This window comes from Saccharospirillum sp. ABV4_185, from assembly GCF_056159245.1.
Genome location: NZ_JBSWUW010000001.1, coordinates 251,013 through 275,561 on the forward strand (window position 1 = coordinate 251,013; position 24,549 = coordinate 275,561).

Here is a 24,549-nt window from a genome sequence, read left to right on the forward strand (position 1 = left end):
CCGTCCTTTAAGCTGTTCGAGCTGGAAAAGCGAGGCATCGACTCGCCGCCTATATTCTCTCACAAGGACAGGGAAGATGATGACACACCACCCAAACTCCAAGCTTCACCGCGGTTTATTAATCGCCACTCTGGTTACCGCTGCTGCACTTGCAGGCTGTGACGAAACCACCTCCAAACCCGAACTGCCTTCCAAAGCCGCCGAACTGAAACTGCAACCCGAAGGCATCAAAGCCTTTCATTTCAGTTGGCAAGCGGTCGACGGTGCCGACTATTACCAACTGAAAGAAAATCGCGGTGCCGACCATATGGATTACGACAGCCTGCCCGGTGCCGAAAAAATTCTCGCCAGCGACGCCGACAGCGACGGCAGACTGCATTTCACCGAAACCGATGTGCCGCTTTTTGCGCGCAACAACCACACCTATTTGCTCAGTACCTGTTATCGCCTGGGCAGCGACAAGGACCACTGTGTCGATAGCAAAACACTGCCGGTCAAGAACAACCTGAATAATCTGGTCGATGCCATTGGTTATGTGAAGGCAAGTAATACAGCCGCTGATGACTACTTCGGCGGGTCCGTCAGCCTGAACAAAGACGGTACGGTGATGGCGGTTGGGGCTAACTTTGAAGGCGATTCTTCAGGAGCCGTCTATATCTACACGAAAGACCCCGAGACCGGTTGGCAAGCGCCGGTCTATCTGAAAGCGAACGATGCCAGCGGCCTTGCAGAGTTTGGCACCTCAGTCAACCTTAACGAAAACGGCACGGTTTTGGCGGTGGGTGCGCCCTCTGATCGCGACTTTGCCGGTGCGGTTTATGTGTTTCGTTACGATGAGGATAAGAATGAGTGGCTGCCAGAGGCTACTTTACAACCCGAAGAGCCTGTTACTAATGCCACTTTCGGTTATTCCGTCAGTCTGGATGCCAGCGGCACTCTGTTGGCGGTCGGTGCTTGGTGGGTAGACACCGCCTATGTCTTTGAGTCCAAGGAAGCTAACGGGGAATGGCAATGGCAACAACAAGGTAATGCGCTGAAAGCAGGCGAGGAAAGCAGTGTCAGCTTAAGCGCAGACGGTACGGCTTTGGCGGTTGGCTCGCCCTACGAAAATGCCGTTTATTTGTACAGCTTCGACAGCAACAACTGGACGCAAAAAGGCTCCGTCAAAGGTAAAGCCACAGGCGCTCAGTTTGGTATCTCGGTCAGCCTTAACAAGACAGGCACTCTATTGGCGGTCGGTGCCCATCTTGAGAATGGTGACGCCAAAGGTGTCGATGGGCCTGAACCCGGCGATACTGGTGCTGGCGAATCCACAAAATCTGGCGCGGCCTATCTGTATACCAAAAACGAGGAGCAGTGGGAGCAACAGGCTTACATCAAGGCCAGTAATACCGCACCGGATAATAGATTCGGCTCCGTGGTCAGCCTGAGTGACGACGGACAACGCTTGGTGGTAGGTACAGGTGCTAATGGCTTTGGTTCTGAATCCGGCAGCGCCAAGGGCCTGAATGGAGACCAAACGCAAAATCGCGATTCTGATTCTGCTGGCTATGAGTCAGGTGCTGCCTACAGCTACATCAAACGCAACAATCAATGGGAATTTGAAAGCTATATCAAAGCCGCCAATACCGGTGCGGGGGACTACTTCGGCAGCGCACTCGACCTCAGCGGCGATGGCCGGACTTTGGCCGTGGGGGCCGACGGTGAAAACAGCAACGGCAAAGGCGTGGGCGGTTACGATCTGGAAGCAGGCCAAAACGCCCACCCCGACGGTTATGATCCTTTAAAAAATAACGACGCTCTTAGTTCGGGCGCTGTTTACCTCTACTGATAGTGATTGCAAAAAGACCGGCCTCGCTGAAATGCGGAGCCGGTTTTTTATTTCCAGCTTGGCCGCCGGAAAAAATCAATGGGGGGCAGTCACTGAGCAGTAAGGTGCCAGCCTTTATGGCGTTACTGCACGCGCATTTCTGCGCTCACCGAGCCGTATAATTCGCCGATCATCGGCAACGCCATGGCGAGTAAAACGACGAACAACCCGGCGCTAAAAACCCATAAAAAAGGTTCATCGCAGATTAGCGGGAAAAAGGGGATGCGGTCCGAACGGGACTGGGTTGGGCGGCGCTGCCGTACTCCATGGTGCAACCAGACCTCGCAGCCAAACCTTTGGTGATGCACGGTCGTCTGGTCAATGGCGAGGTGGAAGTCTGGGCGCTCTATCATCAACGACGTCTGCTAAGCAGCAAAGTCACGGCCTTTATGGCCTTACTGCAAGCGGAGTTCGCGGCTAGCGGAAGGGAACAACTCGCGGATTATTTGAGCGGTTATAGCGAGTAATTTAGTGCACCTATAGATACAAAAAAGCGGGCCATGCCCGCTTAGTTCTTGCTATCTAAATCGATCGACTAAGCAGCGACTACAGCAAAACGTCCAAGCCTTTGCGATCCACCAGGTTCAGCAATTTCAGCGCGGCCCCGTTGGGTTTTTTCACGCCCTGCTCCCATTTCTGCACCGTCGACCGACTGGTATTCAAATAGGCGGCAAAAACCGCCTGGCTGGCTTTGCTACGGGTGCGAATCTGTTTAATTTGGCTGGCGCTGTATTGAGTAATCGGTGGCAGACAGAGAGCGTCAAATTCGCGCATTGTCATCTCATCCATCAGCCCGGCATCATGCAGTTCCCGAGCACTGTCGTGCACAACATCTAAAATAGAATCAGCCATCTGCTTTCACCTCTATCAAGACTTCTGCCGCTATGGCTTTCTCGAGCGCAGCGTCACTGTAGCCAAAGAGCTCCAATCCATAGCGACGCAGAGCACGCAATTCATCGACTCGAATATTCGCACGCGCATTTTTTGCAAAACCATAAATAAAGAAGGCTTTATCACCAGCCTGGTAGGCAAGTATCGTTCGGAAACCAGTTCGCTTCCCACCAGCCAGACTGGCAATGCGCTTTTTGAACAATTTCCCACCCAAAGAAGCGTCTACCAGACCTTACTCAATTTCCTGTACTGCTTGCCACAGCACAGCATCCGCCAGACTTTCCTTATCTGCCCAGCGCTGAAAACGACGGTTTTTGAAGATGCGCATCCTTGCCTCCTCATTACCAGCACAAAGTATAGCACCTGGTGATACACCAATATCAATCCTCAGGCACAAAAAAAGCGGGCAAAGCCCGCTTTAGTCGTCATCGCTGTGAGCGCTTACAAACTCAAACTCTTATCCCCACGCGCAATACCGGACACCCCGGTCCGCGCTACTTCCAGCACCGTCGAGCCGGACAGCGCTTCCAAAAAGGCGCTGACTTTCTCTTCGTTGCCGGTCACTTGCAGGGTGTAAGTGGTCGGCGTGACGTCGATGATCTGGCCGCGGAAGATGTCGCAGGTGCGTTTGACTTCTTCACGCTGAGCGCCGGTGGCGCGGACCTTGATCATCATCAGTTCACGCTCAATGTGCGAACCTTCAGTCAGGTCGACCAGCTTGACCACTTCGATCAGCTTGTTCAGGTGCTTGGTGATCTGCTCGACCACCTTGTCTTCACCAATGGTCACCAGCGTCAAGCGGGACAGCGTTTCGTCTTCGGTCGGCGCCACGTTCAGCGACTCGATGTTGTAACCACGCTGAGCAAAGAGACCAACCAGCCGCGCCAAGGCACCGGCTTCGTTTTCCATCAGCACAGAAATGATGTGTCGCATGATCAGGTCCTCTCCGTTTTGCTCAGGAACATGTCGGCCATGGCACCGTTCGGTACCTGCATCGGATAGACATGTTCGTGTTGATCAACCAAAACGTCGATAAAGACCACTTGATCACGCACTGCCATCGCCTCTTCCAACTTACCTTCCAGCTCGTCGGCGGTTTCGATGCGAATGCCTTTGTGACCATAGCTCTCCGCCAGGGCTACGAAATCCGGCAGCGAATCCATATAGGAATTGGAATAACGCGACTCGTAGTTCATGTCCTGCCACTGGCGCACCATGCCCAGATAGCCGTTATTCAGACAGAGAATCTTCACCGGCAAACCGTACTGCTTGCAGGTGGAAAGCTCCTGAATGTTCATCTGAATGGAGCCTTCGCCGGTGACACAAACGACATCGGCATCCGGGTAGTTCAACTGCACACCCATGGCCGCCGGGAAGCCGAAGCCCATGGTGCCCAGGCCACCGGAGTTGATCCAGCGGTTGGGCTTGTTGAACTTGTAGTACTGGGCAGCAAACATCTGGTGCTGACCGACATCCGAGCAGACGTAGGCGTTACCGTTGGTGATGCGGCTGAGCGTTTCGATAACGTGCTGCGGTTTCATGCGGTCGGAATCGTCGGTGCGATAACGACCGCCGTGACGCTGACGCCACTCGTCGATGCGCTCCCACCATTCGCCCAACGCTTCCTCGTCGACCTTCATCTTGGCCTGCTCGATCTGCTCCAGCATTTCCTTCAATACCGGTTTCACCGGGCCAACAATTGGAATGTCGGCGGTGACGGTTTTGGAGATCGACGCCGGATCGATGTCGATATGCACGATGGTCGCATCGGGGCAGAATTTGCTGGTGTTGTTGGTCACCCGGTCATCGAAGCGCGCGCCGACAGCAAGAATAAAGTCGGCGTTGTGCATGGTCATGTTCGCCTCAAAACTGCCGTGCATGCCGAGCATGCCGACGAACTGACGATCGGTGCCAGGGTAGCCACCCAGGCCCATCAGCGTATTGGTCACCGGGAAGTTCAAGGTTTTCGCCAGCGTGGTTAATTCCTTGCTGGCTTTGCCCAGCACCACACCACCACCGGCATAGATGATCGGCCGCTTGGCCTGCAGCATGGCGTGCACCGCTTTGCGAATCTGGCCGCTGTGGCCTTTCTTCACCGGGTTGTAGGAACGCATCTTGATGCGGTCCGGGTATTCATACGGAAACTTCTCGTTCGGCATGGTCATGTCTTTGGGAATATCGACAACGACAGGACCGGGCCGACCGCTTTCGGCAATGTAGAACGCCTTCTTAATGATGGTCGGAATATCCGCCGGATCGCGCACCGACATATTGTGCTTAACGATCGGCCGCGACAGACCCATCATGTCGGTTTCCTGGAAGGCATCATCGCCGAGCAGGTGACTCATCACCTGGCCGGTAATAACCACCATAGGAACCGAATCCATATAGGCGGTGGCAATGCCGGTAATGGCATTGGTGGCACCGGGACCGGAAGTCACCAGTACCACGCCGGCCTTACCCGAGGCGCGCGCGTAGGCATCGGCCATATGGGTAGCGGCCTGTTCATGGCGCACCAGAATATGTTTGACGTCGGATTGTTTATGGATGGCATCGTAGATATGCAGTACCGCACCACCGGGGTAGCCGTATACATATTCAACGCCTTGATCTTTCAACGAACGGATGAGCATTTCGCCACCGGAGAGCATTTCCGGCTCGGCGACAGAGGCGGGCTGTGTCATGACAAACACCTGTGTCTGAGACCCAAGAACGACGCTCTTCCCGAAGTTGGAGCGACTTCAGCCCGTATTCAAGTCACGCCGCCGGTAAGCGACGCCACCAATACAGCCGGCCGGTTGAGGGTAACCCTGCAACTCGGACACCGGCATTGCTGCCTGGATCGGGTTCAATGGACCACCGGTTTGGGGCCGGCGGTCTGGGGAGTGTAGCGGGTTGGGGGGCTGTGTGCCACAGCCGGGAGATGCTTAACGGGAGACGGGAGACGCTTAACGGAAGACGCCGAATACGGAGCGCCGCGCGCTCGCCAAACTGGCGTCTCCCGTCAGCGCAGCGTGCGTTAAGCGTCTTCCGGGCGTTCAGGCGCTCACGCCAACTGAAACCGCTCCAATTGCTGACGCAGTTGGTCAAACTCTTTGTTGGCGGCTTCCAATACCTGGCCGGTGCCTTTGATGGCGTCGGCACAGCTGTTGGCGATGACACCGATGTTCTCGGCATCGGTGCTGATCTGCTGACTCATCGCCTGCTGTTCGTGTGTGGCCGAGCTAACGCTGGTCATCATCTCGGCAATGGTCTGAACGCTGCGATAAATATTGTCCATGGTGCCGGCGTTTTCGCGCACCAGCCGGGTGGTCGATTCGGTTCGAGTACTGCTTTGCTGCATCGACTCCAAAGCTTTATCGCTGGCGGCGCGCAACTTGGTGGTAATCGCCTGCACCTCTTCGGTCGATGACTGCGAGCGTTGCGCCAGCTTGCGCACCTCATCGGCAACCACGGCAAAACCCCGGCCCTGATCACCCGCCCGGGCCGCTTCGATGGCCGCATTCAACGCCAGCAAATTGGTCTGTTCGGCGATTTCGTCAATGGCTCTGAGGATATCGGTAATGCTGGAAATTTCGTTCGACAGGGTGGTCACCATGGCGGACGTTTGCTGAATGTCGCTGTCCAGTGATTCCACATCGCTGTTCAATTGCCGCACGTTGGCCTGACCGCTTTTGTTCATTTCTTCGCTGGCCATCGCCTGCTCGTTTGCACCCTGAATGCTGCGCGCAATTTCATCGTTGCTCAGATTAAATTCATGGATCGCCGAGACAATACTGCCGATGCTGTCTTGCTGTTCGTCTACCTTGCTGATCGAACTTTGCAAAATATCGCGCGATTGATTGAGGGTGCCATAAACCGTACGCGACGAATTCAGCGTGTGCTGAATAACATCGACCATCTGATCCAGATGATGATTAATCGAACCGGCAATGTCGGCAATTTCATCGCGGCCACCCGGGTTCATGCGCAGGCTCAAATCCAATTCATCGGATACCCGCTGCAAGGTTTCGCGCATACCACCAATGCGCCGTGGCAATGAAATGCTCACCGCCAGCGCCAGAATGCCGCAAGGCGCCATAATAAAAACCAGCATGCCCAGACGGAACCAAAACCAGAGTTGTGCACTCTTTAATTCGGCTTCCGCGTATTCGCGAATGTCGACACCCAGGGTGTCCGACATCGATTTAATATCGCTAATGCGTTGCGTTGCCAGCGCAAACCAATTGTCGGGCCCGGTCACTCGGGACAAATCGGTTTGCGCCAGATACGCCTGAACCAATTGATCAATACGCCGCCAATGATCCTGCTCACTGAATTCTGCCAAATGCGTTACATAATGCTCGCCGGCATACTCATCAAATTGTTGCAAATAATTGCGTTCACCGACTAGGTAACCACGAATCTGCGCTTGCTGGGCCGAGTTACTATCACCTGATTTATAAATGTTATTCATCAAACCACGCACCTGACCGGCGCGTTCTTTTAACCACAGTAATGACAACCGCGCGCGTAACATCGAGCGCAGCTGTTTATTCTGAATGGGCGTCACGGTGGCATCGAGGCTGAGCAAGGCAGCCGAATTCAAATCGGAGTAATAACTAAAAGCGGGCACGCCCGGTGTTAACTGATCAACCTGAGCGCGGATTTGGGCTTTATCATCAAGCAACTCTAATACGGGATCTAACGCATTATGAAAGGTGCGTTCAGTAATGGAACTGAAATCACTCGGCTGGGCATTGCGCACCGCCGTTTCAGCCACATCGGCTTTGGCGCGTTGTTCATCGAGTGCGGCTCGGCCCTGGCTACCACCGGAGCCAAGAAAACCCGCTGTCAGTCCGCGTTCAACGGCGTGCTGATGCGCCACTGCATCAAGCAGTTCGGTGATGTGAGCCAGCTCCACCGCTTGCTCACTTTCCACCGAGGTCTGATGGCCTTGCGCAATAAGAATACTGAGATAGAGGGTGGCAATGACGATGGGCAAACCCGCCGTCAAAATCAATATTTTGCTGATCGATAAGCGTTGATGCAGTTTCATGAGGTGCCGGGCTCCCTGGCGTCACTGCATTGAGTCTAGACGGTTCTCAGGAAATGCAAGCGCAGTGCTGTGCACGCTAGACGGGAGACGGGAGACGCCGGTTAGGTAACCATGCTCGCGGTGCTCTGTATTTAGCGTCTTCCACTATCAAGCGTCTCCCGTCAGCGCAGCGTGCGTCATGCGTCTTCCAGCGCCAGCATACCGCTGGCGCAACACCTTCGCCGCCGACACCATGGCCGCCAAGGCCGGCTTCACCTCTTCCCAGCGACGTGTTTTCAGACCGCAATCCGGGTTCACCCAGAGTCGTTCTGCGGGAATCACTTGCGCCGCGTTTTCCAGCAACTCAATCATGGTTTCAACGTTTGGCACGTTGGGTGAGTGGATATCGTAGACACCCGGGCCAATGTCATTCGGGTAATCGAATTCGCGGAAGGCGTCGAGCAAGCGTTTATCCGAGCGCGAGGTTTCGATGGTGATGACATCGGCATCCATGCGCGCAATGGCATCGATGATGTCGTTAAACTGCGAATAACACATATGCGTATGAATCTGCGTTTCACTGACAACACCGCTGGCGGTTAAACGAAACGCATCGACCGCCCAATCCAGATAGCTCTGCCAGGCGCGACGCCGCAATGGCAAGCCTTCGCGCAACGCGGCTTCGTCAATCTGAATAATGCCAATGCCGGCCGCTTCCAAATCCAACACTTCATCGCGCAACGCCAGCGCAATTTGCCGGGCGGTTTCGGCGCGCGGCTGATCGTCACGCACAAAGGACCAATTCAGAATCGTCACCGGGCCGGTTAACATGCCTTTCATCGGTCGATCGGTGAGGCTGGCAGCGTAACGTGCCCAACGCACGGTCATCGCTTCGGGGCGGCTGACATCACCAAACAGCACCGGCGGTTTTACACAGCGCGAGCCGTAAGACTGCACCCAGCCAAAACGGGTAAACCCAAAGCCTTCCAACTGTTCGCCAAAGTATTCGACCATGTCGTTACGCTCGGCTTCACCGTGCACCAACACATCCAGATCGAGCGCTTCCTGAGCGGCAACCGTGGCTTTAATTTCTGCCTCGATGCGCGCTTGGTATTGCGCTTCGCTAATCACCTTTTGACGATAATCACGACGCGTCTGACGAATGGCATCGGTCTGCGGGAAAGAACCAATGGTGGTGGTGGCAAAGGCCGGCAACGGCCGCGCCAGTTGCTGAATTTCGCGCCGTTCAGAAAACGGCAATTCACGTGACAGCGGCAATGTCGCCAGGTCAGACAACCGCTTACGCACCGCGGCCTTATGCAGATGCGGCGAGCTCAAGCGGCCCCGGGCGATCTCGGCGGCGGCCTGTAATTCGGCCTGGGTTTGGGCATCAGGATCGTCCGCCAAAGCGCGTTTGAGCAAACCGATTTCACCGAGTTTTTGCACCGCAAAACTCAGCCAGCTATGCAGTTCGGCATCGAGTTCGGTTTCCTGATCGCGATCGACCGGAACGTGCAACAACGAACAGGACGGCGCCAGCCACAAACGATCAGCCAACTTGACCTGAGCGGCCTGAAGTTTTGCCAACGCGGCCTGCAAATCGGTGCGCCAGATATTGCGACCGCTGACGATACCGACCGAGAGAATCTTGCACGTCGGCAACCAGTCCGCCGCCAGCGTCACTTCGTCCGGCGCGCTGACCGCATCGATGTGCAGACCCGCGACCGGCAGGTTGCAGGCGAGCGTCAGGTTGTCTTCCAGACCACCGAAGTAAGTGGCCACCAACAGCTTAACGCGCGCGCCTTTAAGACGGTGGTAAGCCTGCTCAAAAGCAGAGCGCCAGCCTTGCGGCAAATCGAGCACCAAGGCTGGCTCATCCAACTGCACCCAGTCCACGCCCGCTTTTGCCAGACGCTCCAGCGCCTGGGCGTAAACATCGAGCAGCTGATCGAGCAATGACAGCCGGTCGAAATCGCCACCGACCGGACGCGCCAACCACAACCAGGTGACCGGACCAAGCAACACCGGCTTGGGCGTAAAGCCCGCTGCCTGGGCTTCAGCAACCTGCTCGAACAGAGCGTCGGTCGACAGTGCAAAACGCTGGTCTGCCGCCACCTCCGGTTGCAGATAGTGATAGTTGGTGTCGAACCATTTGGTCAGGGTACAGGCAGCGGCTTCGGTGCCGCTCGGTGCGCGACCGCGCGCCATGCGAAAGTAGGTATCCAGATCGACCTGACCGCCATTCCAGCCAAACCGCTGCGGCACCACGCCGAGCAAGGCGCTGGTATCGAGCACCTGATCGTAATAGGAAAAATCGCCGACGCTGACAAAGTCGAGCCCGGCAGCCTGCTGATGCTGCCAGTTCTGCAACCTCAGGGTGCGCGCCAGCTGATGCAATTCATCGGCGCTGCGACGGCCAGCCCAATAATCTTCGACGGCAAACTTGAGTTCGCGGCGGGCGCCGATGCGCGGAAAACCAAGGCTGTGAGCGACGGTCATGATCAATCCCTGCTGTCTGGAAGTATTGGCGACGAGTCTGACTTCCGGCACAATTCAATTCCAGCTCATGTTCTTCATGCTTTTATCAAAAGGGATTCATAATGTTTCTGGAACGCCGCCATCTGCAAAGCCTGCAAGCCATCGACGAAGCCGGCAGCCTGGCCAAAGCGGCCGAACGGCTGCACGTCACCCAGTCGGCGCTGTCGCACCAGATCAAAGGCCTGGAACATTATTTCGACGTCAGTTTGTTTTTGCGTCATACCAAACCGATCAAGCTATCGCCGGCCGGGCGCAAGCTGCTGGAACTGGCCGAAGCGGTGTTGCCGCGCATCGCCGCGGTGGAAAACGAAATGACGCGCCTGGCCAGTGGCGAAGCCGGGCGGCTCTATATCGCCATCGAATGCCACGCCTGCTACGACTGGCTGATGCCAGTGCTGGCGCGCTTTAAGCAAGCCTGGCCGGGGGTGGAAGTGGATATTCGTCTGGGCCTGAGTTTCGATTCCATCACCGCCCTGCGCGCCGGCGAACTCGACCTGGTGATTTCCTCCGATCCGATCGAAGCCGCCGATCTGATCTTCCGGCCGATGTTCAACTACGAAGGCCGGTTAATCCTGCCCGACGATCACCCACTGGCCGAACGCGACTTTATCCGCGCCGAGGATTTACAACAGGAACATCTAATCAGCTACCCGGTCAGCCGCGATCGTCTGGATGTGTTCAAACACTTCCTGACACCGGCCGGTATCGAACCTAAATCCCTGCGCCAATCGGAACTCACAGCGGTGATTTTATTGCTGGTCGCCAGCGGCCGCGGCATCACTGTCCTGCCCGATTGGGTGCTGCGTTATTCGCAACATCCGACCAGCCTGGTCAGCCGTCAGCTCGGCGAAAACGGCTTACAAGGCAAGATGTATTCGGCCATTCGCAGCAGCGATGCCAACAGTCAGTACTTGGCGGATTTTGCAGAATTAGCGGGAAGGTTTGGGCCGGGAGGAAAGCCGCCGGTAGAGGAACCGGCGGCGGTGGTTTAACGCTTAACGATAACGCCGCTCCAACCACTCAAAGACCGCGCGCATACCCATGGCTTCGCCACCACTGGGGCGGCCCGGCAAGGCGCGGTTGTTAAACGCCATCACATCGAAGTGCACCCAGTGGCTGGCATCGACAAAACGCTTTAAGTACAGCGCAGCGGTGATAGCGCCGCCAAAAGGCGTGGTCGGGCAGTTGACCAGATCGGCGACGTCGCTTTTCAGGAAGTCTTCGTACGGCTCGTGCAACGGCAAGCGCCACACCGGATCGTCAGCGGCCAAACCCGCATCGGTCAGCGTACCGGCCAGATCATTACTGCCGGTGAAGAAAGCCGGCAATTCAGTACCCAAGGCTACGCGGGCAGCACCGGTTAAGGTGGCAAAGTCGATCAGCAGGTCCGGGCCTTCGGTCTCGGCTTCGGCCAGCGCATCGCACAACACCAATCGGCCTTCAGCGTCGGTGTTATCGACTTCCACGGTCAGGCCTTTGCGGGTGTTGAGGATATCGCCCGGGCGGAAAGCATCACCGGCGATGGCGTTTTCCACGGCCGGAATCAGCACGCGCAAGCGCACCGGCAGCTGCATCGCCATAATCAGTTGCGCCAGGCCGAGCACGTGCGCCGCGCCGCCCATGTCTTTTTTCATCCAGCGCATGGCACCGGCGGGCTTAATGTCCAGACCGCCGCTGTCGAAACAAACGCCTTTGCCGACCAGAGTCAGCTTGGGCTGGCTGTCATCGCCCCAGCGCAAATCGAGCAAACGCGGTGCGTGGGTGGCAGCGCGGCCGACGGCGTGCACCGCAGGGTAATTCTGGGTCAGCAGTTCATCGCCGATGATTTCACTGAATTGGCCGCCAAAACGATCGGCCAGTTCAGCCGCGGCGCTGGCCAGGTTTTCCGGCATCATGTCGGCGGCGGGAGTGTTGACCAGATCGCGCACCAGCGCCGTGCCTTCAGCCAGATGACGCACGCGCTCCACCAGCGCTTGGTTGTCGATCACCAGCGTCGTATCCGGCGCCGGGTTTTGTTTGTAGCGGTCGAACCGATAAGCACCGAGCAACCAGCTCAGAGCACAACGTTGCAACACATCCTGGTCGTCATCGGCGAGCCGATAACGGCCGGCGGGCAGCCGATTGACCAGATCACCAAGCAACCAGGGCGCATGGCGGTCTTTCACCACCAGCAGCACTTCGGCCACCTCGCCATCAGCGCCGGGCAACAGCGCATGGCCGGGCGCTTTGAAGCCGCTGGATGCCAGCCAGCGTTGCGCGGCCTGCGGCCGTGCGGCCAGCCAGTTGTCGTAGTCGGATTGTTCAATCAGGGTCAGTGGCAGGCCGTTTGTGCCGGCCTCAAGCAAGGTTGCAGTGGTGGGCATGGAGATCTCTGTTAGTACGGGTCCGTTTGCCTCTATAGCGGCAACGGCGCAGGTTTCAAGAGGCTGGCAGCGATGGACTATGCGCTCAGCTGAGTTTGCGTTGGTTCTTGACGGTTTCGTAGGCCTGCTGAATTTCCTGGGTTTTTTCCTTGGCGATAGACATCATTTCCTCGGGCAGACCACGCGCCACCAGCTTGTCCGGATGGTGCTGGCTCATCAGTCGGCGATAGGCTTTTTTCAGGTCGGCATCGGTGGATTTTTCACTCACGCCCAGGACGCGATACGACTGTTCCAGACTCGGTCCACGCTCGCGTCCGGCCGAGCTGCCACGCTGACGGGAAAACTGAGCCTGGGCACGCATGCGCTGATTAATCAGTTCAAATTGCAGTTTATTGATGTTCAGCGCTTTGCAGATCAACTGAATAATGCGCTGTTCATTGGCGCTCAAAGCACCATCGGAATAGGCGGTCTGCAACTGCACTTCCAAAAACAATTGGCTGAGCGTGCTGCGCCGGCCAATGACTTCGTGCAGCTCGTCGAGCAGCGGCATGATGTCGTAATCCGGCGTCTTGCCTTCGTTAAACAGACGCATGGCTTCGAGCCGCTGCACTTCGTTCAGACCCATGCGCGTCATCACTTCACGCGCCTGTTCAATTTCCTGCTCGCTGACCCGACCATCGGCCTTGGCCAGCTTACCCATCACCCGGAAGGTCGCCTGAAAAAACACCGTTTGCAGCACGCCACGGCGATCGCCATCCAGCTTATTGGCCTGGCCTTGCGCAGTGCGATCGAAAGCATTACCCAGCAGCACACCCAGCGCGAGTCCAACCGGCCCACCGGCGTACAGGCCCAAGGCACCGCCGAGAATTTTGCCAACCCAAGCTTTCACCACTGCACTCCTCCAACCACCGACAACGTCAAAGCTTCGAAAACGACCAAGCCTCAGCTTAACCCTTCGAATGCCGGGCTACCACCGCCCTGCCCGCTTGGGTATCATGCCCGTTTTCCTGCGAACTCACACCGGGGTCTATGCCAACGCCCGCCCACGCACATGCCTTTCGGTTTTTGACCCGCCCGCTGACTCTGGTTTTGTCAGCGACGCTGGCGATGCCTGTTGTTGCAGATAAAGGTGTTGCCGAAAACAGTGCGACCGAAAATGCTGGCGTGCTGCGCGACTGGCGCCCCTACGCTGAATTACCCGAGGCCGAACGCCAGGACATTGCACCCTATTGCCCCGGCGGTTTTGTCGATCCGATGCGCCTGGACGACAGCATCGACCCAAGCCGACCCGACGAAGAATTCCCGCTGGTTTTCCACTTCGATGAAAGCGACAACCTCTCGACCGACTCAGCTCACCTCAGCGGTGATGTCAGCGCCAAGCGCAACGCCTTCGAAGTCTATGCCGACGAAATTCGCTACGAAAGCAGCAGCGGCCAGGGTGAATTGGACGGCCAGGTGCGCTTGCGTTCGCTGGGTGCACTGATCGCCGGCGAATCGGCATTGCTCGATTTTGAGACCGACGAAGCCACCATCAATGAAGCCGAATTCGCGCTGCATCGCGAAGACCTGCACGGCTCGGCACAAACGCTGCACCGCCAAACCCTGAGCCAATTTCGCGGCGAAAATATTGCCATCACCCGCTGTATGCCCGAAGACCCGGCCTGGGGAATTCGCGCCGCCTCGCTGACGGTGAATCAACAAACCGGCATCGCCCGCGCCTGGCACGCGCGCTTTGAAATCAAATCGATTCCGGTGCTCTATGTACCTTATTTATCCTTCCCCATCGACGAACGCCGTCGCAGCGGTTTTTTGCCCGGAACCTACGGTCTGGGTGAAGGCGGCGTCACCGAATTGGCAGTGCCTTATTACCTGAACCTGGCGCCCAATTACGATGACACCTTCACGCTGCATTATTTTGGCGAGCTGGGTTTACTGGCGCGTAACGAATTCCGTTTTCTGACCGAAGAACACAGCGGCATCACCGACCTGGATGTGCAGGTCACCCAGGAAGCGGAAACCACCGATAACGAAACCGCACCGCGTCGCTGGGCCTATCGTCAACGTCTGGCCGGCCAGTTGAACGACAAAACCGGTTACGATCTCGACACCCGCTGGGTCAGCGACCGCCGCTACGATCAGAACTTCAATAACGGCGGTGACAGTGTCGACGACCAAACCCTCGATCTGACCCTCACCCGTCGCATCCCCACCGGTCTGCTCACGGTCGACAACGAATTCACCACCCCGGTGCAGGATGGCAATTCCGATTTCCACACCGCCAGCATTGCCGCCAGCACCCGCTTTGGCGATTTACGCACCCGTTTGCTGACCGAATTCCAGTTGCCGGAAGAGGAAGATTTCATTCCCGGCAATCCACTCGATAAAGACGACTGGCCACTGCAACGCCTGCCAGAACTGGCGTTGACCTATCAGCCGCTCAACCTGCCCGGCAATCTCAGCCCGTCTGGTCAGCTGACCGCCAGCCGCTTCAGCCGGCAATTAACGCCGCAGCAGGAAGATGCTTTGCTGGCGAGAGCCGATAATTCCGACCTGGCCGCCGCCAACGAGACCAATCGGCTGTATGCGCGCACCGGCTTGAGTTATCCGCTGGCGGTGGAATGGGGTTATGTGCGGCCCCAAGTGGATGCGTTCTTTCTGGGTTACCAGCAAAGCAATCCGCTGGATTCCGATTTCAGTTTTGCCGACGACGACTTTGAACGCGATCCGTCCATCGTCACCGGCCGCTTCACCATGGACAGCCGCATCGTCGCCGAAAAACCCTATCGCACCGATTCCGGCATCATCGTGCATTCCATCGAGCCGCGTCTGCACTACACCTACACGCCGTTCGTCGACCAAAGCGACCTGCCCAACCTCAACACCGAAGCGGTCGATAACGACTTCAAGCTGTTCACCAACGATCGCTTCAGCGGACTCGATCGCATCGGCGATATGAACCGGCTCAGCGTGGCCATGGATTCGCGCTTTCGCAATAACCGCACGGGCGAAGAAGTATTGTTTGCCGGCCTCAGCAAAGGTTTGAAACTGTCGCAGGAACGCGTCACAGAAACCGGCGCATCGAGACCGGAAGATCCCGATTTCGAACCCGAATTCAGCCCGACTTATCTCGATTCACGCTGGCGCCCGGCGGCCGATGTGCAGGTCAACGCCTCCGCCCAATGGGCGCATGAAGACGGCACCCTGGAAGCCTATTCCGCCGACGTAACCTACCTGCCACGCGGCCGCCGTTTCCTGCGTTTGGGCATCACCCGCGAAGACGATGCTCAGGGTTTTGGCATGTCGGGCTATTGGCCGCTGCGCGCCAACATCGCTCTGGTTGGCCACCTTAACTGGGCGCGCCCTGTGGTCGACGACGAACCCTATGGCGACTACGAAAACACCGACCTGGTGGTTGGCATCGACTACGATAGCTGTTGCTGGAACGTCCGTGTCGTCGGCTTCAGCAACGAGCCGGACGAAGATGATGACGAAGACGACAATTCCGACAGTCTGTTTTCATCGCGTCCCGAGCGCGGTGTAAGATTCGAATTCACGCTGAAAGGTCTGGGCGGCAGCACCGGCTCAATCGAATCGCTGCTGGCCGACAAAGTACCGGGTTACCACGGACGTATTCATAATTATCGTTGAAGGGCTGCACCGCGGCCCTCATGACGGCAGGTGATGCAAGCCTGCCGTCCATCGCACCGCACTGATTCCAGGAGCCACATCGTGCACAGATTGACCCTCTTAACCCTCACCACAGCCCTGTCGCTGATGCTGGCCTGGCGTGCCGACGCCGCCGAGTTGCTCGATCGCGTTGTGGCCGTGGCCAACGAAGACATTGTCACCGCCAACGAGCTGGCACAGCGCACCGCCGAAATTCGTCAGCGCTACCAGAACAGCCCACAGGTATTGCCGCCGGGCGATCAACTGCAGCGCCAGGTACTGGATTCGCTGATTCTGGAACGGCTGCAACTGCAACTAGCCAGCAACATGAACCTGAATATCACCGACAGCCAGGTCAACGACGCCATCAACACCCTGGCCCAACAACGCGATATGACACTGGACAACTTCATCGCCGCGGTGGAATCGAGCGGCGACAGCTATCAGGACCTGCGTCGTGATGTGCGCCGCGAACTGACGCTGAACCAGGTACGTCGGCGCTACGTCGGCCGCGAAGTCAACGTCACCGAAGGTGAAGTCAGCCGCTATCTCGACACCCTGGCCGGCCAATCCATTCAGGACGTGAAATTCGAATTGCTCTACCGCCGTTACAGCCTGGAGCAACGCGATGAAGCCCAGGCAAAACTGGAACAACTGCAAGCCGGCGACCAACTGAGCATCGACGACAACACCCGCAACCTGGGCCTGCGCCCGGTCAGCGAATTGCCGAGCATTTTCCGCACCGTGGTACCGGTGCTCGATCTGAACGAAGCAGTGCTGATTGAAAACGGCGGCGCTTTGCATCTGGCCCAGCTGATCAACAAAACCGATCGGCAGGCGGTTCAGGTCGAGCAATATCAGGTCCGGCATATCCTGGTGCAGCCGAACGCCCTGCTCAATGCAACCCAGGCTCAGGCACTGCTTGAAGACCTGCGCAGGCGCATCATCGACGGCGACAACATGGCCAGCCTGGCCGACCAGTTCACCGACGACCTGGGCAGCAAAGGCAAAGGCGGCGCACTGGGCTGGCGTCAGGCCGAAGAGTTTGTGCCGGCCTTCGCCAACCAGGTTCGGCAGACGCCGATGAACCAGGTCAGTGAGGTGTTTGAATCTAACTTCGGTTACCACATTCTGCGCGTTGAAGATCAGCGCACCACCGATGTCGGCCTGGATGTGTTGCGCCAACAGGTGCGCGAATCGCTGGCGCAACGCAAGTTCGAAGAAGCGTTGCAACGCTGGCTGGTGGAGTTGCGCGCCCAGAGCTTTGTCGAGGTCAAATTGTGAGTCTGCCGCTGGCGGTCACTCCCGGTGAACCAGCGGGCATCGGCCCGGATCTGGTACTGAAACAAGCGCTGCTGGAGCACCGCCAACCCTGGTTTGCCATCGCCGATCCGGCGTTGATGACCGAACGCGCACGCCTGTTGAACCTGGACGTGCGCATCGAAACACTCGCCAGCATCGACGCACTGAAAGCACCGCAAGCCGGGGTATTGCCCGTCTTGCCGGTTGAGCTGAACGCGCCTTGCGAAGCCGGTCAGCTCGACGCCCGCAACGCCGCTTATGTACTGAAAACACTCGACATCGCCATCGACCTTGCCATGGCCGGTAAAGTCGCGTTAGTCACCGGCCCGGTGCACAAAGGCATCATCAACGACGCCGGCATCGCCTTCACCGGCCACACCGAATATCTGCAAACCAACAGTGGCGTTAATCAGGTCGTGATGATGCTGGCCACCCAAGGCTTGCGCGTGGCTCTGGTGACCACTCACTTACCGCTGTCACAAGTGCCCGCCGCCATCACCGCCGAGCGCATCGACAGCGTCGCTACGGTGCTGCAGCAATCTCTGCAACGCGATTTTGGCTGTGCTGAACCCAAAGTACTGGTCTGCGGTTTGAATCCACACGCCGGCGAAGGCGGCCACCTGGGTCACGAAGAAGGCGATATCATCGAACCAGCGCTGGCTAAACTGCGCGCACGCGGCTGGCATTTCGACGGCCCGCTGCCGGCCGATACGCTGTTCCAACCCCACTATTTGGACGACGCCGACGCCGTACTCGCCATGTATCACGACCAGGGTTTACCGGTGCTGAAATTCAAAGGCTTCGGCGCGGCAGTGAACATTACTTTGGGCCTGCCTTTTGTGCGTACCTCGGTCGATCACGGCACCGCGCTCGACTTAGCAGGCACCGGCACAGCATCGGACGGCTCACTCGCCGTCGCCCTGCAAACCGCCGCCACCATGGCGCAACACCGGCACAACACCGGCACAACAATGGTCAGTTAAACGACCCAGCAAATGGACAGTTGAATGCATAAAGCGCGTAAACGATTCGGCCAGAACTTTCTGCACGACAGCCGCATCATCGATCGCATCATCGCCAGCATCGCGCCCAAACCGGGGCAGCGACTGGTGGAAATCGGCCCGGGTCGTGGCGCCCTGACCGAGCCGCTGCTGGCCGGAACCGAGGGCGAACTCGACGTTATCGAACTCGACCGCGACTTAATTCCCATCCTGCGCGCCCAGTTTTTCGATGCCCAAAAGCTGCGTATTCACGAAGCCGATGCGCTGCGTTTCGACTATGGCCAATTGATCAACGGCGATGAAAAACTGCGCCTGGTCGGCAACCTGCCGTACAACATTTCCACGCCGCTGATGTTTCATCTGCTCAACTGGTCGGGCCAGATTCACGACATGCATTTTATGCTGCAAAAGGAAGTGGTCGAACGGCTGTGTGCCGCACCGGGCGACAACGCTTACGGCCGTCTCGGCATCATGATGCAGTACCACTGCGAAGCGCGTTATCTGTTCACCGTACCGCCCGGCTCGTTCCAGCCGGCGCCAAAAGTCGACTCCGCCATCGTCCGCTTAACGCCACGTGCCGAACCGCAAACGCCGGCCGATAACGTTGAACTGCTCGGCACAGTGGTGCGCACCGCTTTCAGTCAACGCCGCAAAACGCTGCGTAATAATTTAAAGCCGCTGATCGATGCCGCCGGCATTGAAGCGCTGGGATTAAACCCCGGAGAGCGCGCCGAAAACCTCGCCATTGCCGACTTTGTGAACCTGGCCAACGCCATCCACCGTCAGGAGAAAGCATGACGCTCTATGCCGTCGGTGACCTCCAGGGTTGCCGCAGACCACTCGAATTGCTACTGGAAACCGTCGGCTTCGATACCAACGTCGACAAACTCTGGCTGACCGGCGATCTGGTTAATCGCGGCGACGATTCACTCGGCTGCTTACGTTTTGTGCGTTCACTGGGCGCTGCCGCTGAAACCGTGCTCGGCAATCACGACCTGCATTTATTAGCGCTGGCACTCAGTCAGCAACCGATGAAAAGCAATCCCGACCTCGACCGTATTTTGAACGCCGAAGACTGCTTCGAGTTGATGGAATGGTTGCGCACCCGGCCGGTATTACTGCACGACGCCGAACGCCGCCTGCTGATGACACACGCCGGCATCCCGCCAATCTGGAGCGACAACGAAGCCCAACTGCACGCCAAAGAACTGGAAAGTCTGTTCGCCGACCGACCGCGTTTTCTCGGTTTTCTCAGTGAAATGTACGGCGACAAGCCCGACGTCTGGAGCGACGACCTAACCGGTATGGCGCGTTACCGCTACCTCACCAACGCCTTCACCCGCATGCGCTTTTGTGGCCCCGACGGCCGACTGGAATTCAAACACAAAGAAGGCATCGACGACTTCCCCACCGGCATGAGGCCCTGGTTCGACTGGCCGGTTAAACGCAACCACACCATCCTGTTCGGTCACTGGGCCGCGTTGATGGGTCGCACCGGCAACGACGATTTTGTCGCTCTCGATACCGGTTACGTCTGGAATAATTATTTAACCCTGATGAATCTCGATACCGGCGAGCGCTTGCATTGCGATACCGCCGGCATTGTTTTCTCGGTTTAACAACCGTCAGCAACAACATAAAAAAAGGCGCCAGTTCTTAACGAAAGCTGGCGCCTGTCGAGAGAGACTATTTGGCCTAGCAGGGGAATTACCAGGCCATCACCACATCATCCATCTGCAAATTCAAACGTTCGCTGCCAATCGCCAGTTCGGCAATGGCGAAGTGCGGTTGCACCTGTTTGACTTCCGCCACCAGGCGGGTGTCGCTCAATTGCCAGAAGGTATCGCCCTGGCGGTCGAAGTGCTGGCTGGTGCGATACACACTCAGGAAATCGCCCGGACGCAAACCGCTGCTGGCACCGGTATCGACAAAGATACGCTGACCATTGACCTGGCTGATCGCGGCCATAAAAGGCTGGCACTGAATGGTTTTCTGAATGTCTTCCACCGCCTGGTCGAGCAGCAGTTTTACTTCATGGCCGTAATCGGTACTGAAGAAACGACCGGTAGCGAAACCAACACGCGCATTACGCGGCTCGTTCCATTCGCCGTAAGTGCTGTAACGGCTTTGGAAAACCAGGGCGCCGGAATAGCCATCGTGTACGAAGATATCGAACACGAAATGACGAGTGCGTTCAGGGCGTTCAATACCAACGCGCGACAACATGCCATCCCAGATTTTCGGCTGGTCGGCGTGCGGGTCTTCCATCGCCAACTCGCGAATGGCGCCGGAAATGACAAACTGAGCACCGAGGTTTTTCGCAGCATCCACCGCACTGGTCAGTGTCATGCGCGGCGATAATTGCGTCGGCGCCGCATCGCTGTTCGGGTACAAAGTCATGGTGTTGGCGTTCAGCGCACGAATGCCGGCCATGCCACCAAAACCATTCACAAAATAAGCCGCCAGTTCCCGATCAACCGAACCCAGATGGCCCATGGTGGACTGTTCCGGATGGTCCATCTGGAAACCGGTCACCGCCACGGTTTTGCGATAGTGGTTGGCCATCACATTGGCGCAGACTTCGTTAGACGACACCCGAGCAGTAATGGACACCTGGTACATATTGCCCTGGCGGCCTTCACTCATGATGTGAATATCGGTCACCCGGGCGGCGCTGTTCACGCGCAGGTAATCGACCGTCAGATTGCCGTTTTCCATCACCTGGGTGGAATGCACCTGAGCACTCACCTGCACCGAGGCACTTTCGATCGCCTGGCGCAGTGCACGAATGCGGGCGCTGTCGGTATCGCCAAACTGAATTTCCGCTTCGCCGACGGCGTCAACCAGTACCAGACCATCGTTGGAAGGCATCGGTTCTGCTTGCGCCAGGCTGATCGCAGCCAGCGGGAAAACCACCGTGGCGACGAACCAACGCAGTGCCATCTTCAGACTCTGTTTTGTGCGCAACATGATGCTCTCCTCCCACCAACTCGATGCCGTTAGGCGATGCTGTTATTCGATACCGTTATTCGATGAAGTACAGACCGGATTCATTCGACTCCACGCCCTGACGCGTCAGCTGACTGCGCGTAATGGCATCGATGTCGTGAACCATGTCAGCGGCACAACTGGTGTTCTGACGACCGTTGGCACGGTTGGCCAGACAGTTGCGGAAACCTTCGTCGATCACCATCTCGACCATGGTTTCGTAACTGCCGTCAGACAGCATTTCCTGATAAATCACCCGCGCACCCATGATTTGGGTATCGACAAAGGCACGGTAGCGATCGCTCTGCACCACCATGTCTTCCACGGTAGAAGTACCGATGATCTGCGTGCCGTACACCCGTTCCGCCATGGTCCGGTAGGCATCGAGCTTGGAAGCGCGACGCGCAATCAGACGCTGCTGAACTTCGGTCAGACCGGCCGAGTTGGGGTTGATGGCGCCGTAACCGGAAGCCCGCAACACCATCGGCTCCATCGGAGGCAGTTTTTCATTGATCTGGCGCACTTCGGAGACAATGGCGGCCACCTGTTCTTCCTGGCTCGGCTCATCGCCGCCGAACATTCCGCAACCAGTGAGCAGCAGGGACAGGGCCGCCAGGCTGATCACCTGGCGCAGGGTATTCGCTTGCATAGGGCGCTCCATTTTCATATCGGCACGTGGCCTGACGCTGTTGTTTCCAGCTATCGGCCAGCGCAGAAATTACATTAGGGGCATTTCGGGAGTGGTGACCGTGGTGCGGTCGAGGAAGCCAGGTGATCAGGCTGTCAGCGGCTTGACGATTTTCAATCCAGGCGGCTGTAGCGCACGAGCAACGCCAATAAATTGACGAAAAATGTCGCTAATTTCGCCAAAAGACACACCAAAAGACGACTTCATCGATTATTGCATCAAGCTCGCTTTGCAAAGTGGTTCACATCCACTATTTTTAAAGCAACCCGCCAGCGGTATTTGGCCGCCCAACCAGAAATCACAGGAAGATCACTATGCAACGAAGTCTGCTTGCACTGGCCATACTGACGGCCGGCACCGCCTCTGCGACCCCCTTTACCGGCAACGACACCCGCTCCAATGCCATGGGTAACACCGGTGTCGCCTCCGCCGACTCCTTCGCCGCCAGCCAGTTCAACCCGGCACTGTTGTCGGCTTATGACGATGATGTGGATTTTGGTTTGCAACTGCCGAGCATCCGCTTTGCGATTGATGATGGGTATGGGTTTATTAAGGCGGCGAATGTTACTGAGGCGTTTGAGGATACGGATACTAACGAAATTATTCTGCAAATCGACGGCGGCAGTGGTGTTGATCCATTAAGCACCTCCGTAAGTGAGCTCCAAACAGCATCAGCGAACTTGGATGCAGACTTTAGCTCGGCTAACTTACAAGCTCTTAATGAGGCCAACGCTAATTTATCGACAAAGATCAACATTATCCAAACTGAAATGAATAACCTGGATGTCGCAATTAACGAAACTAATGACAGCCTTTCTACACTCGAAGACCGCCCGCTTTCAATACTAGGATCCATCGGAGCTGCTGTGGCAATCCCTCGCTCCGGACTTGGCTTAGCACTGCACCTTAATACCAGTGCCAACCTAGGTATGAGGGCCAACATTGCACAATCAGACCTTGATCAGATTAGCGCCATTGTCAGTGCCACCACGGGTTACACTGCAGAAGCGCAAGACCTTACAACGCTATCGTCCGCCGTATCATCCGCTGCTAACGGATTAGAACCATTTGCAGGCGTCGCCGATCCATGTGCGTCTGGTGACAGTGCTGACGCATGGGATGCATTTCTCGAAGCACAAGCGGACCTCCAAGCTGAAACTGGCGCCGGGGACGTTCCTATCGGTGCAGGGCAGGGATATTGTGGTGGCACTTATACCGGTCAATACGACGGAAATAACTTGGACACTTATAGTAGTGGCGGTATCTACGTAAACGGCGAACTCCAGGCTTCAGCTACTGATGGCCTCGGCGACGATTCCTCCGTCACCATCCTCGGCGCCAATATCGTAGAACTGGGCATCTCTGCCGCTCGTGAATTCACCTACCTGGGCCAAACCTTCTCCGTCGGTATCACCCCGAAAATCCAGTCGCTGCAGATTTTCGAAGACACCATCGCCTTCGACGAAGCCGGCTCTGTTGACTCCAGCACCCTCAGCCAGAACACCACCACGGCCTTCACCGGTAACCTCGATATCGGTATCGCCAAGAACTGGTACAACGTCGCCAAAGGCCAGGTGCGTGCCGGCCTGGTGGTGAAAGACCTGATTCCACAGACCTTCGAAAGTGCGTCCGGCCGCGAGCTGGAAATGGGTCCCAAGGCACGCATTGGTGTCGCCCATGAAACCCGCTTCAGCACCCTGGCGCTGGACCTGGACCTGACCGAAAACGAACCCCTGGGTTATGGCGTCACCACGCGCTACATCGGTGTGGGCGGTGAATTCGACGCCTTCAACTGGATGAAAGTCCGCGCCGGTTACCGCAATAACCTGAGCGTCGAAGACAGCCACGTCATCACCACCGGCCTCGGCTTCACACCCTTCGGTGTCGGCCTGGACATAACTGCCTGGCTCAGCCCTGCAACTGAATGGGAAGAAATCGTTCAGGACGCAGGTCTTGCCACCCAGTTCTCCATGAACTGGTAAGCCAAACCTCCGGTCGTCCCGGAGCGGTAGACACCCGCCGCTCCCCCAAAGCCCGGAAAGGTTGCGCAGCAGCCTTATCCGGGATCTCCCCTGGGCCTCGGCCCAAACATCCAACCAGCTCCCCCTGCTCAGCAACAACTCCGTTCTGAGACCCAGTCGTCAATAAGGCATCTATTCAGGTCTCACCTTCGCCCCTAAACTCCGGTTACATTCTTTAACGCCGCAACGGAAGCACCACGACCC

At 57.1% G+C, this 24,549-nt stretch carries 17 protein-coding genes and 2 pseudogenes; 9 read left to right on the plus strand and 10 right to left on the minus strand.

Translation table 11 applies throughout. The features are described 5' to 3' along the window. The first annotated feature begins 76 nt into the window (after nucleotides 1-76). Both ACXAE6_RS01140 and ACXAE6_RS01145 read left to right on the plus strand, forming a co-directional pair. Nucleotides 77-1,831 (plus strand): hypothetical protein, encoded by a 1,755-nt coding sequence (locus tag ACXAE6_RS01140; protein ID WP_475143401.1) that lies wholly within the window; start codon nucleotides 77-79, stop codon nucleotides 1,829-1,831. 275 nt (nucleotides 1,832-2,106) lie between these two features. Continuing rightward, nucleotides 2,107-2,337: pseudogene (locus ACXAE6_RS01145) on the plus strand (LysR substrate-binding domain-containing protein); the annotation flags it as partial. 79 nt (nucleotides 2,338-2,416) lie between these two features. Here the strand turns inward: ACXAE6_RS01145 and ACXAE6_RS01150 are convergent. From ACXAE6_RS01150 to metE, 6 genes and pseudogenes are all read right to left on the minus strand, one after another. Then, nucleotides 2,417-2,722, minus strand: a complete 306-nt coding sequence (locus tag ACXAE6_RS01150; RefSeq protein ID WP_475143404.1) for a helix-turn-helix domain-containing protein — start codon at nucleotides 2,720-2,722, stop codon at nucleotides 2,417-2,419. Continuing rightward, nucleotides 2,715-3,089, minus strand: a pseudogene (locus ACXAE6_RS01155) (type II toxin-antitoxin system RelE/ParE family toxin). Before ACXAE6_RS01155 ends, ACXAE6_RS01150 begins: the two are co-directional and overlap by 8 nt. A 113-nt stretch (nucleotides 3,090-3,202) precedes the next feature. Next, entirely contained in the window at nucleotides 3,203-3,694 is a 492-nt protein-coding gene (gene ilvN / locus ACXAE6_RS01160) for an acetolactate synthase small subunit (RefSeq protein WP_392799960.1), read from the minus strand. 2 nt (nucleotides 3,695-3,696) lie between these two features. Further along, a complete protein-coding gene (locus ACXAE6_RS01165) occupies nucleotides 3,697-5,445 on the minus strand; it encodes an acetolactate synthase 3 large subunit (RefSeq protein WP_475143407.1) in 1,749 nt (582 codons plus the stop codon). 362 nt (nucleotides 5,446-5,807) lie between these two features. Beyond that, a complete protein-coding gene (locus ACXAE6_RS01170) occupies nucleotides 5,808-7,799 on the minus strand; it encodes a methyl-accepting chemotaxis protein (protein ID WP_475143411.1) in 1,992 nt (663 codons plus the stop codon). 147 nt (nucleotides 7,800-7,946) lie between these two features. Continuing rightward, nucleotides 7,947-10,277 (minus strand): 5-methyltetrahydropteroyltriglutamate--homocysteine S-methyltransferase, encoded by a 2,331-nt coding sequence (metE, locus tag ACXAE6_RS01175; RefSeq protein WP_475143414.1) that lies wholly within the window; start codon nucleotides 10,275-10,277, stop codon nucleotides 7,947-7,949. 101 nt (nucleotides 10,278-10,378) lie between these two features. Between metE and ACXAE6_RS01180 the strand changes: the two genes are divergently transcribed. Continuing rightward, a complete protein-coding gene (locus tag ACXAE6_RS01180; protein WP_475143417.1) occupies nucleotides 10,379-11,308 on the plus strand; it encodes a LysR substrate-binding domain-containing protein in 930 nt (309 codons plus the stop codon). Between the two features lie 3 nt (nucleotides 11,309-11,311). Here the strand turns inward: ACXAE6_RS01180 and ACXAE6_RS01185 are convergent, their stop codons facing one another. Together ACXAE6_RS01185 and djlA are read right to left on the minus strand one after the other, a co-directional pair. Continuing rightward, nucleotides 11,312-12,679 (minus strand): leucyl aminopeptidase family protein, encoded by a 1,368-nt coding sequence (locus tag ACXAE6_RS01185; RefSeq protein WP_475143420.1) that lies wholly within the window; start codon nucleotides 12,677-12,679, stop codon nucleotides 11,312-11,314. A gap of 85 nt (nucleotides 12,680-12,764) precedes the next feature. Further along, nucleotides 12,765-13,568, minus strand: coding sequence for a co-chaperone DjlA (gene djlA / locus ACXAE6_RS01190; protein ID WP_392799942.1), 804 nt, complete (start codon nucleotides 13,566-13,568; stop codon nucleotides 12,765-12,767). A gap of 218 nt (nucleotides 13,569-13,786) precedes the next feature. Here djlA and ACXAE6_RS01195 point away from each other — a divergent pair, with 218 nt between their 5' ends. The 5 genes from ACXAE6_RS01195 to ACXAE6_RS01215 all read left to right on the plus strand — a co-directional run bounded on the left by ACXAE6_RS01195 (nucleotide 13,787) and on the right by ACXAE6_RS01215 (nucleotide 20,267). Next, nucleotides 13,787-16,327, plus strand: a complete 2,541-nt coding sequence (locus ACXAE6_RS01195) for an LPS-assembly protein LptD (protein ID WP_475143425.1) — start codon at nucleotides 13,787-13,789, stop codon at nucleotides 16,325-16,327. A gap of 81 nt (nucleotides 16,328-16,408) precedes the next feature. Beyond that, entirely contained in the window at nucleotides 16,409-17,629 is a 1,221-nt protein-coding gene (locus ACXAE6_RS01200; protein WP_475143428.1) for a peptidylprolyl isomerase, read from the plus strand. Next, nucleotides 17,626-18,630 (plus strand): 4-hydroxythreonine-4-phosphate dehydrogenase PdxA, encoded by a 1,005-nt coding sequence (pdxA, locus tag ACXAE6_RS01205; RefSeq protein ID WP_475143430.1) that lies wholly within the window; start codon nucleotides 17,626-17,628, stop codon nucleotides 18,628-18,630. The genes ACXAE6_RS01200 and pdxA overlap by 4 nt, the downstream gene beginning before the upstream one ends. A gap of 24 nt (nucleotides 18,631-18,654) precedes the next feature. Then, nucleotides 18,655-19,446, plus strand: a complete 792-nt coding sequence (gene rsmA, locus ACXAE6_RS01210; RefSeq protein WP_475143432.1) for a 16S rRNA (adenine(1518)-N(6)/adenine(1519)-N(6))-dimethyltransferase RsmA — start codon at nucleotides 18,655-18,657, stop codon at nucleotides 19,444-19,446. Then, complete coding sequence (locus ACXAE6_RS01215; protein WP_475143435.1) at nucleotides 19,443-20,267, plus strand: symmetrical bis(5'-nucleosyl)-tetraphosphatase; 825 nt, start codon at nucleotides 19,443-19,445, stop codon at nucleotides 20,265-20,267. The genes rsmA and ACXAE6_RS01215 overlap by 4 nt, the downstream gene beginning before the upstream one ends. An 88-nt stretch (nucleotides 20,268-20,355) precedes the next feature. Here ACXAE6_RS01215 and ACXAE6_RS01220 read toward each other — a convergent pair whose 3' ends face one another. Both ACXAE6_RS01220 and ACXAE6_RS01225 read right to left on the minus strand, forming a co-directional pair. Continuing rightward, entirely contained in the window at nucleotides 20,356-21,618 is a 1,263-nt protein-coding gene (locus ACXAE6_RS01220) for a flagellar assembly protein T N-terminal domain-containing protein (RefSeq protein ID WP_475143439.1), read from the minus strand. Nucleotides 21,619-21,673: 55 nt separating this feature from the next. Then, nucleotides 21,674-22,285, minus strand: a complete 612-nt coding sequence (locus ACXAE6_RS01225; protein ID WP_475143442.1) for an LPP20 family lipoprotein — start codon at nucleotides 22,283-22,285, stop codon at nucleotides 21,674-21,676. A gap of 353 nt (nucleotides 22,286-22,638) precedes the next feature. Between ACXAE6_RS01225 and traF the strand changes: the two genes are divergently transcribed. Next, nucleotides 22,639-24,306, plus strand: a complete 1,668-nt coding sequence (gene traF / locus ACXAE6_RS01230) for a conjugal transfer protein TraF (RefSeq protein WP_475143445.1) — start codon at nucleotides 22,639-22,641, stop codon at nucleotides 24,304-24,306. Nucleotides 24,307-24,549 lie beyond the last annotated feature (243 nt).

What these genes read in the sequence shown, in the direction of transcription:
- ACXAE6_RS01220 (WP_475143439.1), bottom strand. Translation starts at nt 21,618, where the DNA reads ATGTTGCGCACAAAACAGAGTCTGAAGATGGCACTGCGTTGGTTCGTC.
- ACXAE6_RS01225 (WP_475143442.1), bottom strand. Translation starts at nt 22,285, where the DNA reads ATGCAAGCGAATACCCTGCGCCAGGTGATCAGCCTGGCGGCCCTGTCC.
- rsmA (WP_475143432.1), top strand. Translation starts at nt 18,655, where the DNA reads ATGCATAAAGCGCGTAAACGATTCGGCCAGAACTTTCTGCACGACAGC.
- ACXAE6_RS01195 (WP_475143425.1), top strand. Translation starts at nt 13,787, where the DNA reads ATGCCTGTTGTTGCAGATAAAGGTGTTGCCGAAAACAGTGCGACCGAA.
- traF (WP_475143445.1), top strand. Translation starts at nt 22,639, where the DNA reads ATGCAACGAAGTCTGCTTGCACTGGCCATACTGACGGCCGGCACCGCC.
- metE (WP_475143414.1), bottom strand. Translation starts at nt 10,277, where the DNA reads ATGACCGTCGCTCACAGCCTTGGTTTTCCGCGCATCGGCGCCCGCCGC.
- ACXAE6_RS01185 (WP_475143420.1), bottom strand. Translation starts at nt 12,679, where the DNA reads ATGCCCACCACTGCAACCTTGCTTGAGGCCGGCACAAACGGCCTGCCA.
- ACXAE6_RS01180 (WP_475143417.1), top strand. Translation starts at nt 10,379, where the DNA reads ATGTTTCTGGAACGCCGCCATCTGCAAAGCCTGCAAGCCATCGACGAA.
- ilvN (WP_392799960.1), bottom strand. Translation starts at nt 3,694, where the DNA reads ATGCGACACATCATTTCTGTGCTGATGGAAAACGAAGCCGGTGCCTTG.
- ACXAE6_RS01140 (WP_475143401.1), top strand. Translation starts at nt 77, where the DNA reads ATGATGACACACCACCCAAACTCCAAGCTTCACCGCGGTTTATTAATC.
- ACXAE6_RS01170 (WP_475143411.1), bottom strand. Translation starts at nt 7,799, where the DNA reads ATGAAACTGCATCAACGCTTATCGATCAGCAAAATATTGATTTTGACG.
- ACXAE6_RS01165 (WP_475143407.1), bottom strand. Translation starts at nt 5,445, where the DNA reads ATGACACAGCCCGCCTCTGTCGCCGAGCCGGAAATGCTCTCCGGTGGC.
- ACXAE6_RS01150 (WP_475143404.1), bottom strand. Translation starts at nt 2,722, where the DNA reads ATGGCTGATTCTATTTTAGATGTTGTGCACGACAGTGCTCGGGAACTG.
- ACXAE6_RS01215 (WP_475143435.1), top strand. Translation starts at nt 19,443, where the DNA reads ATGACGCTCTATGCCGTCGGTGACCTCCAGGGTTGCCGCAGACCACTC.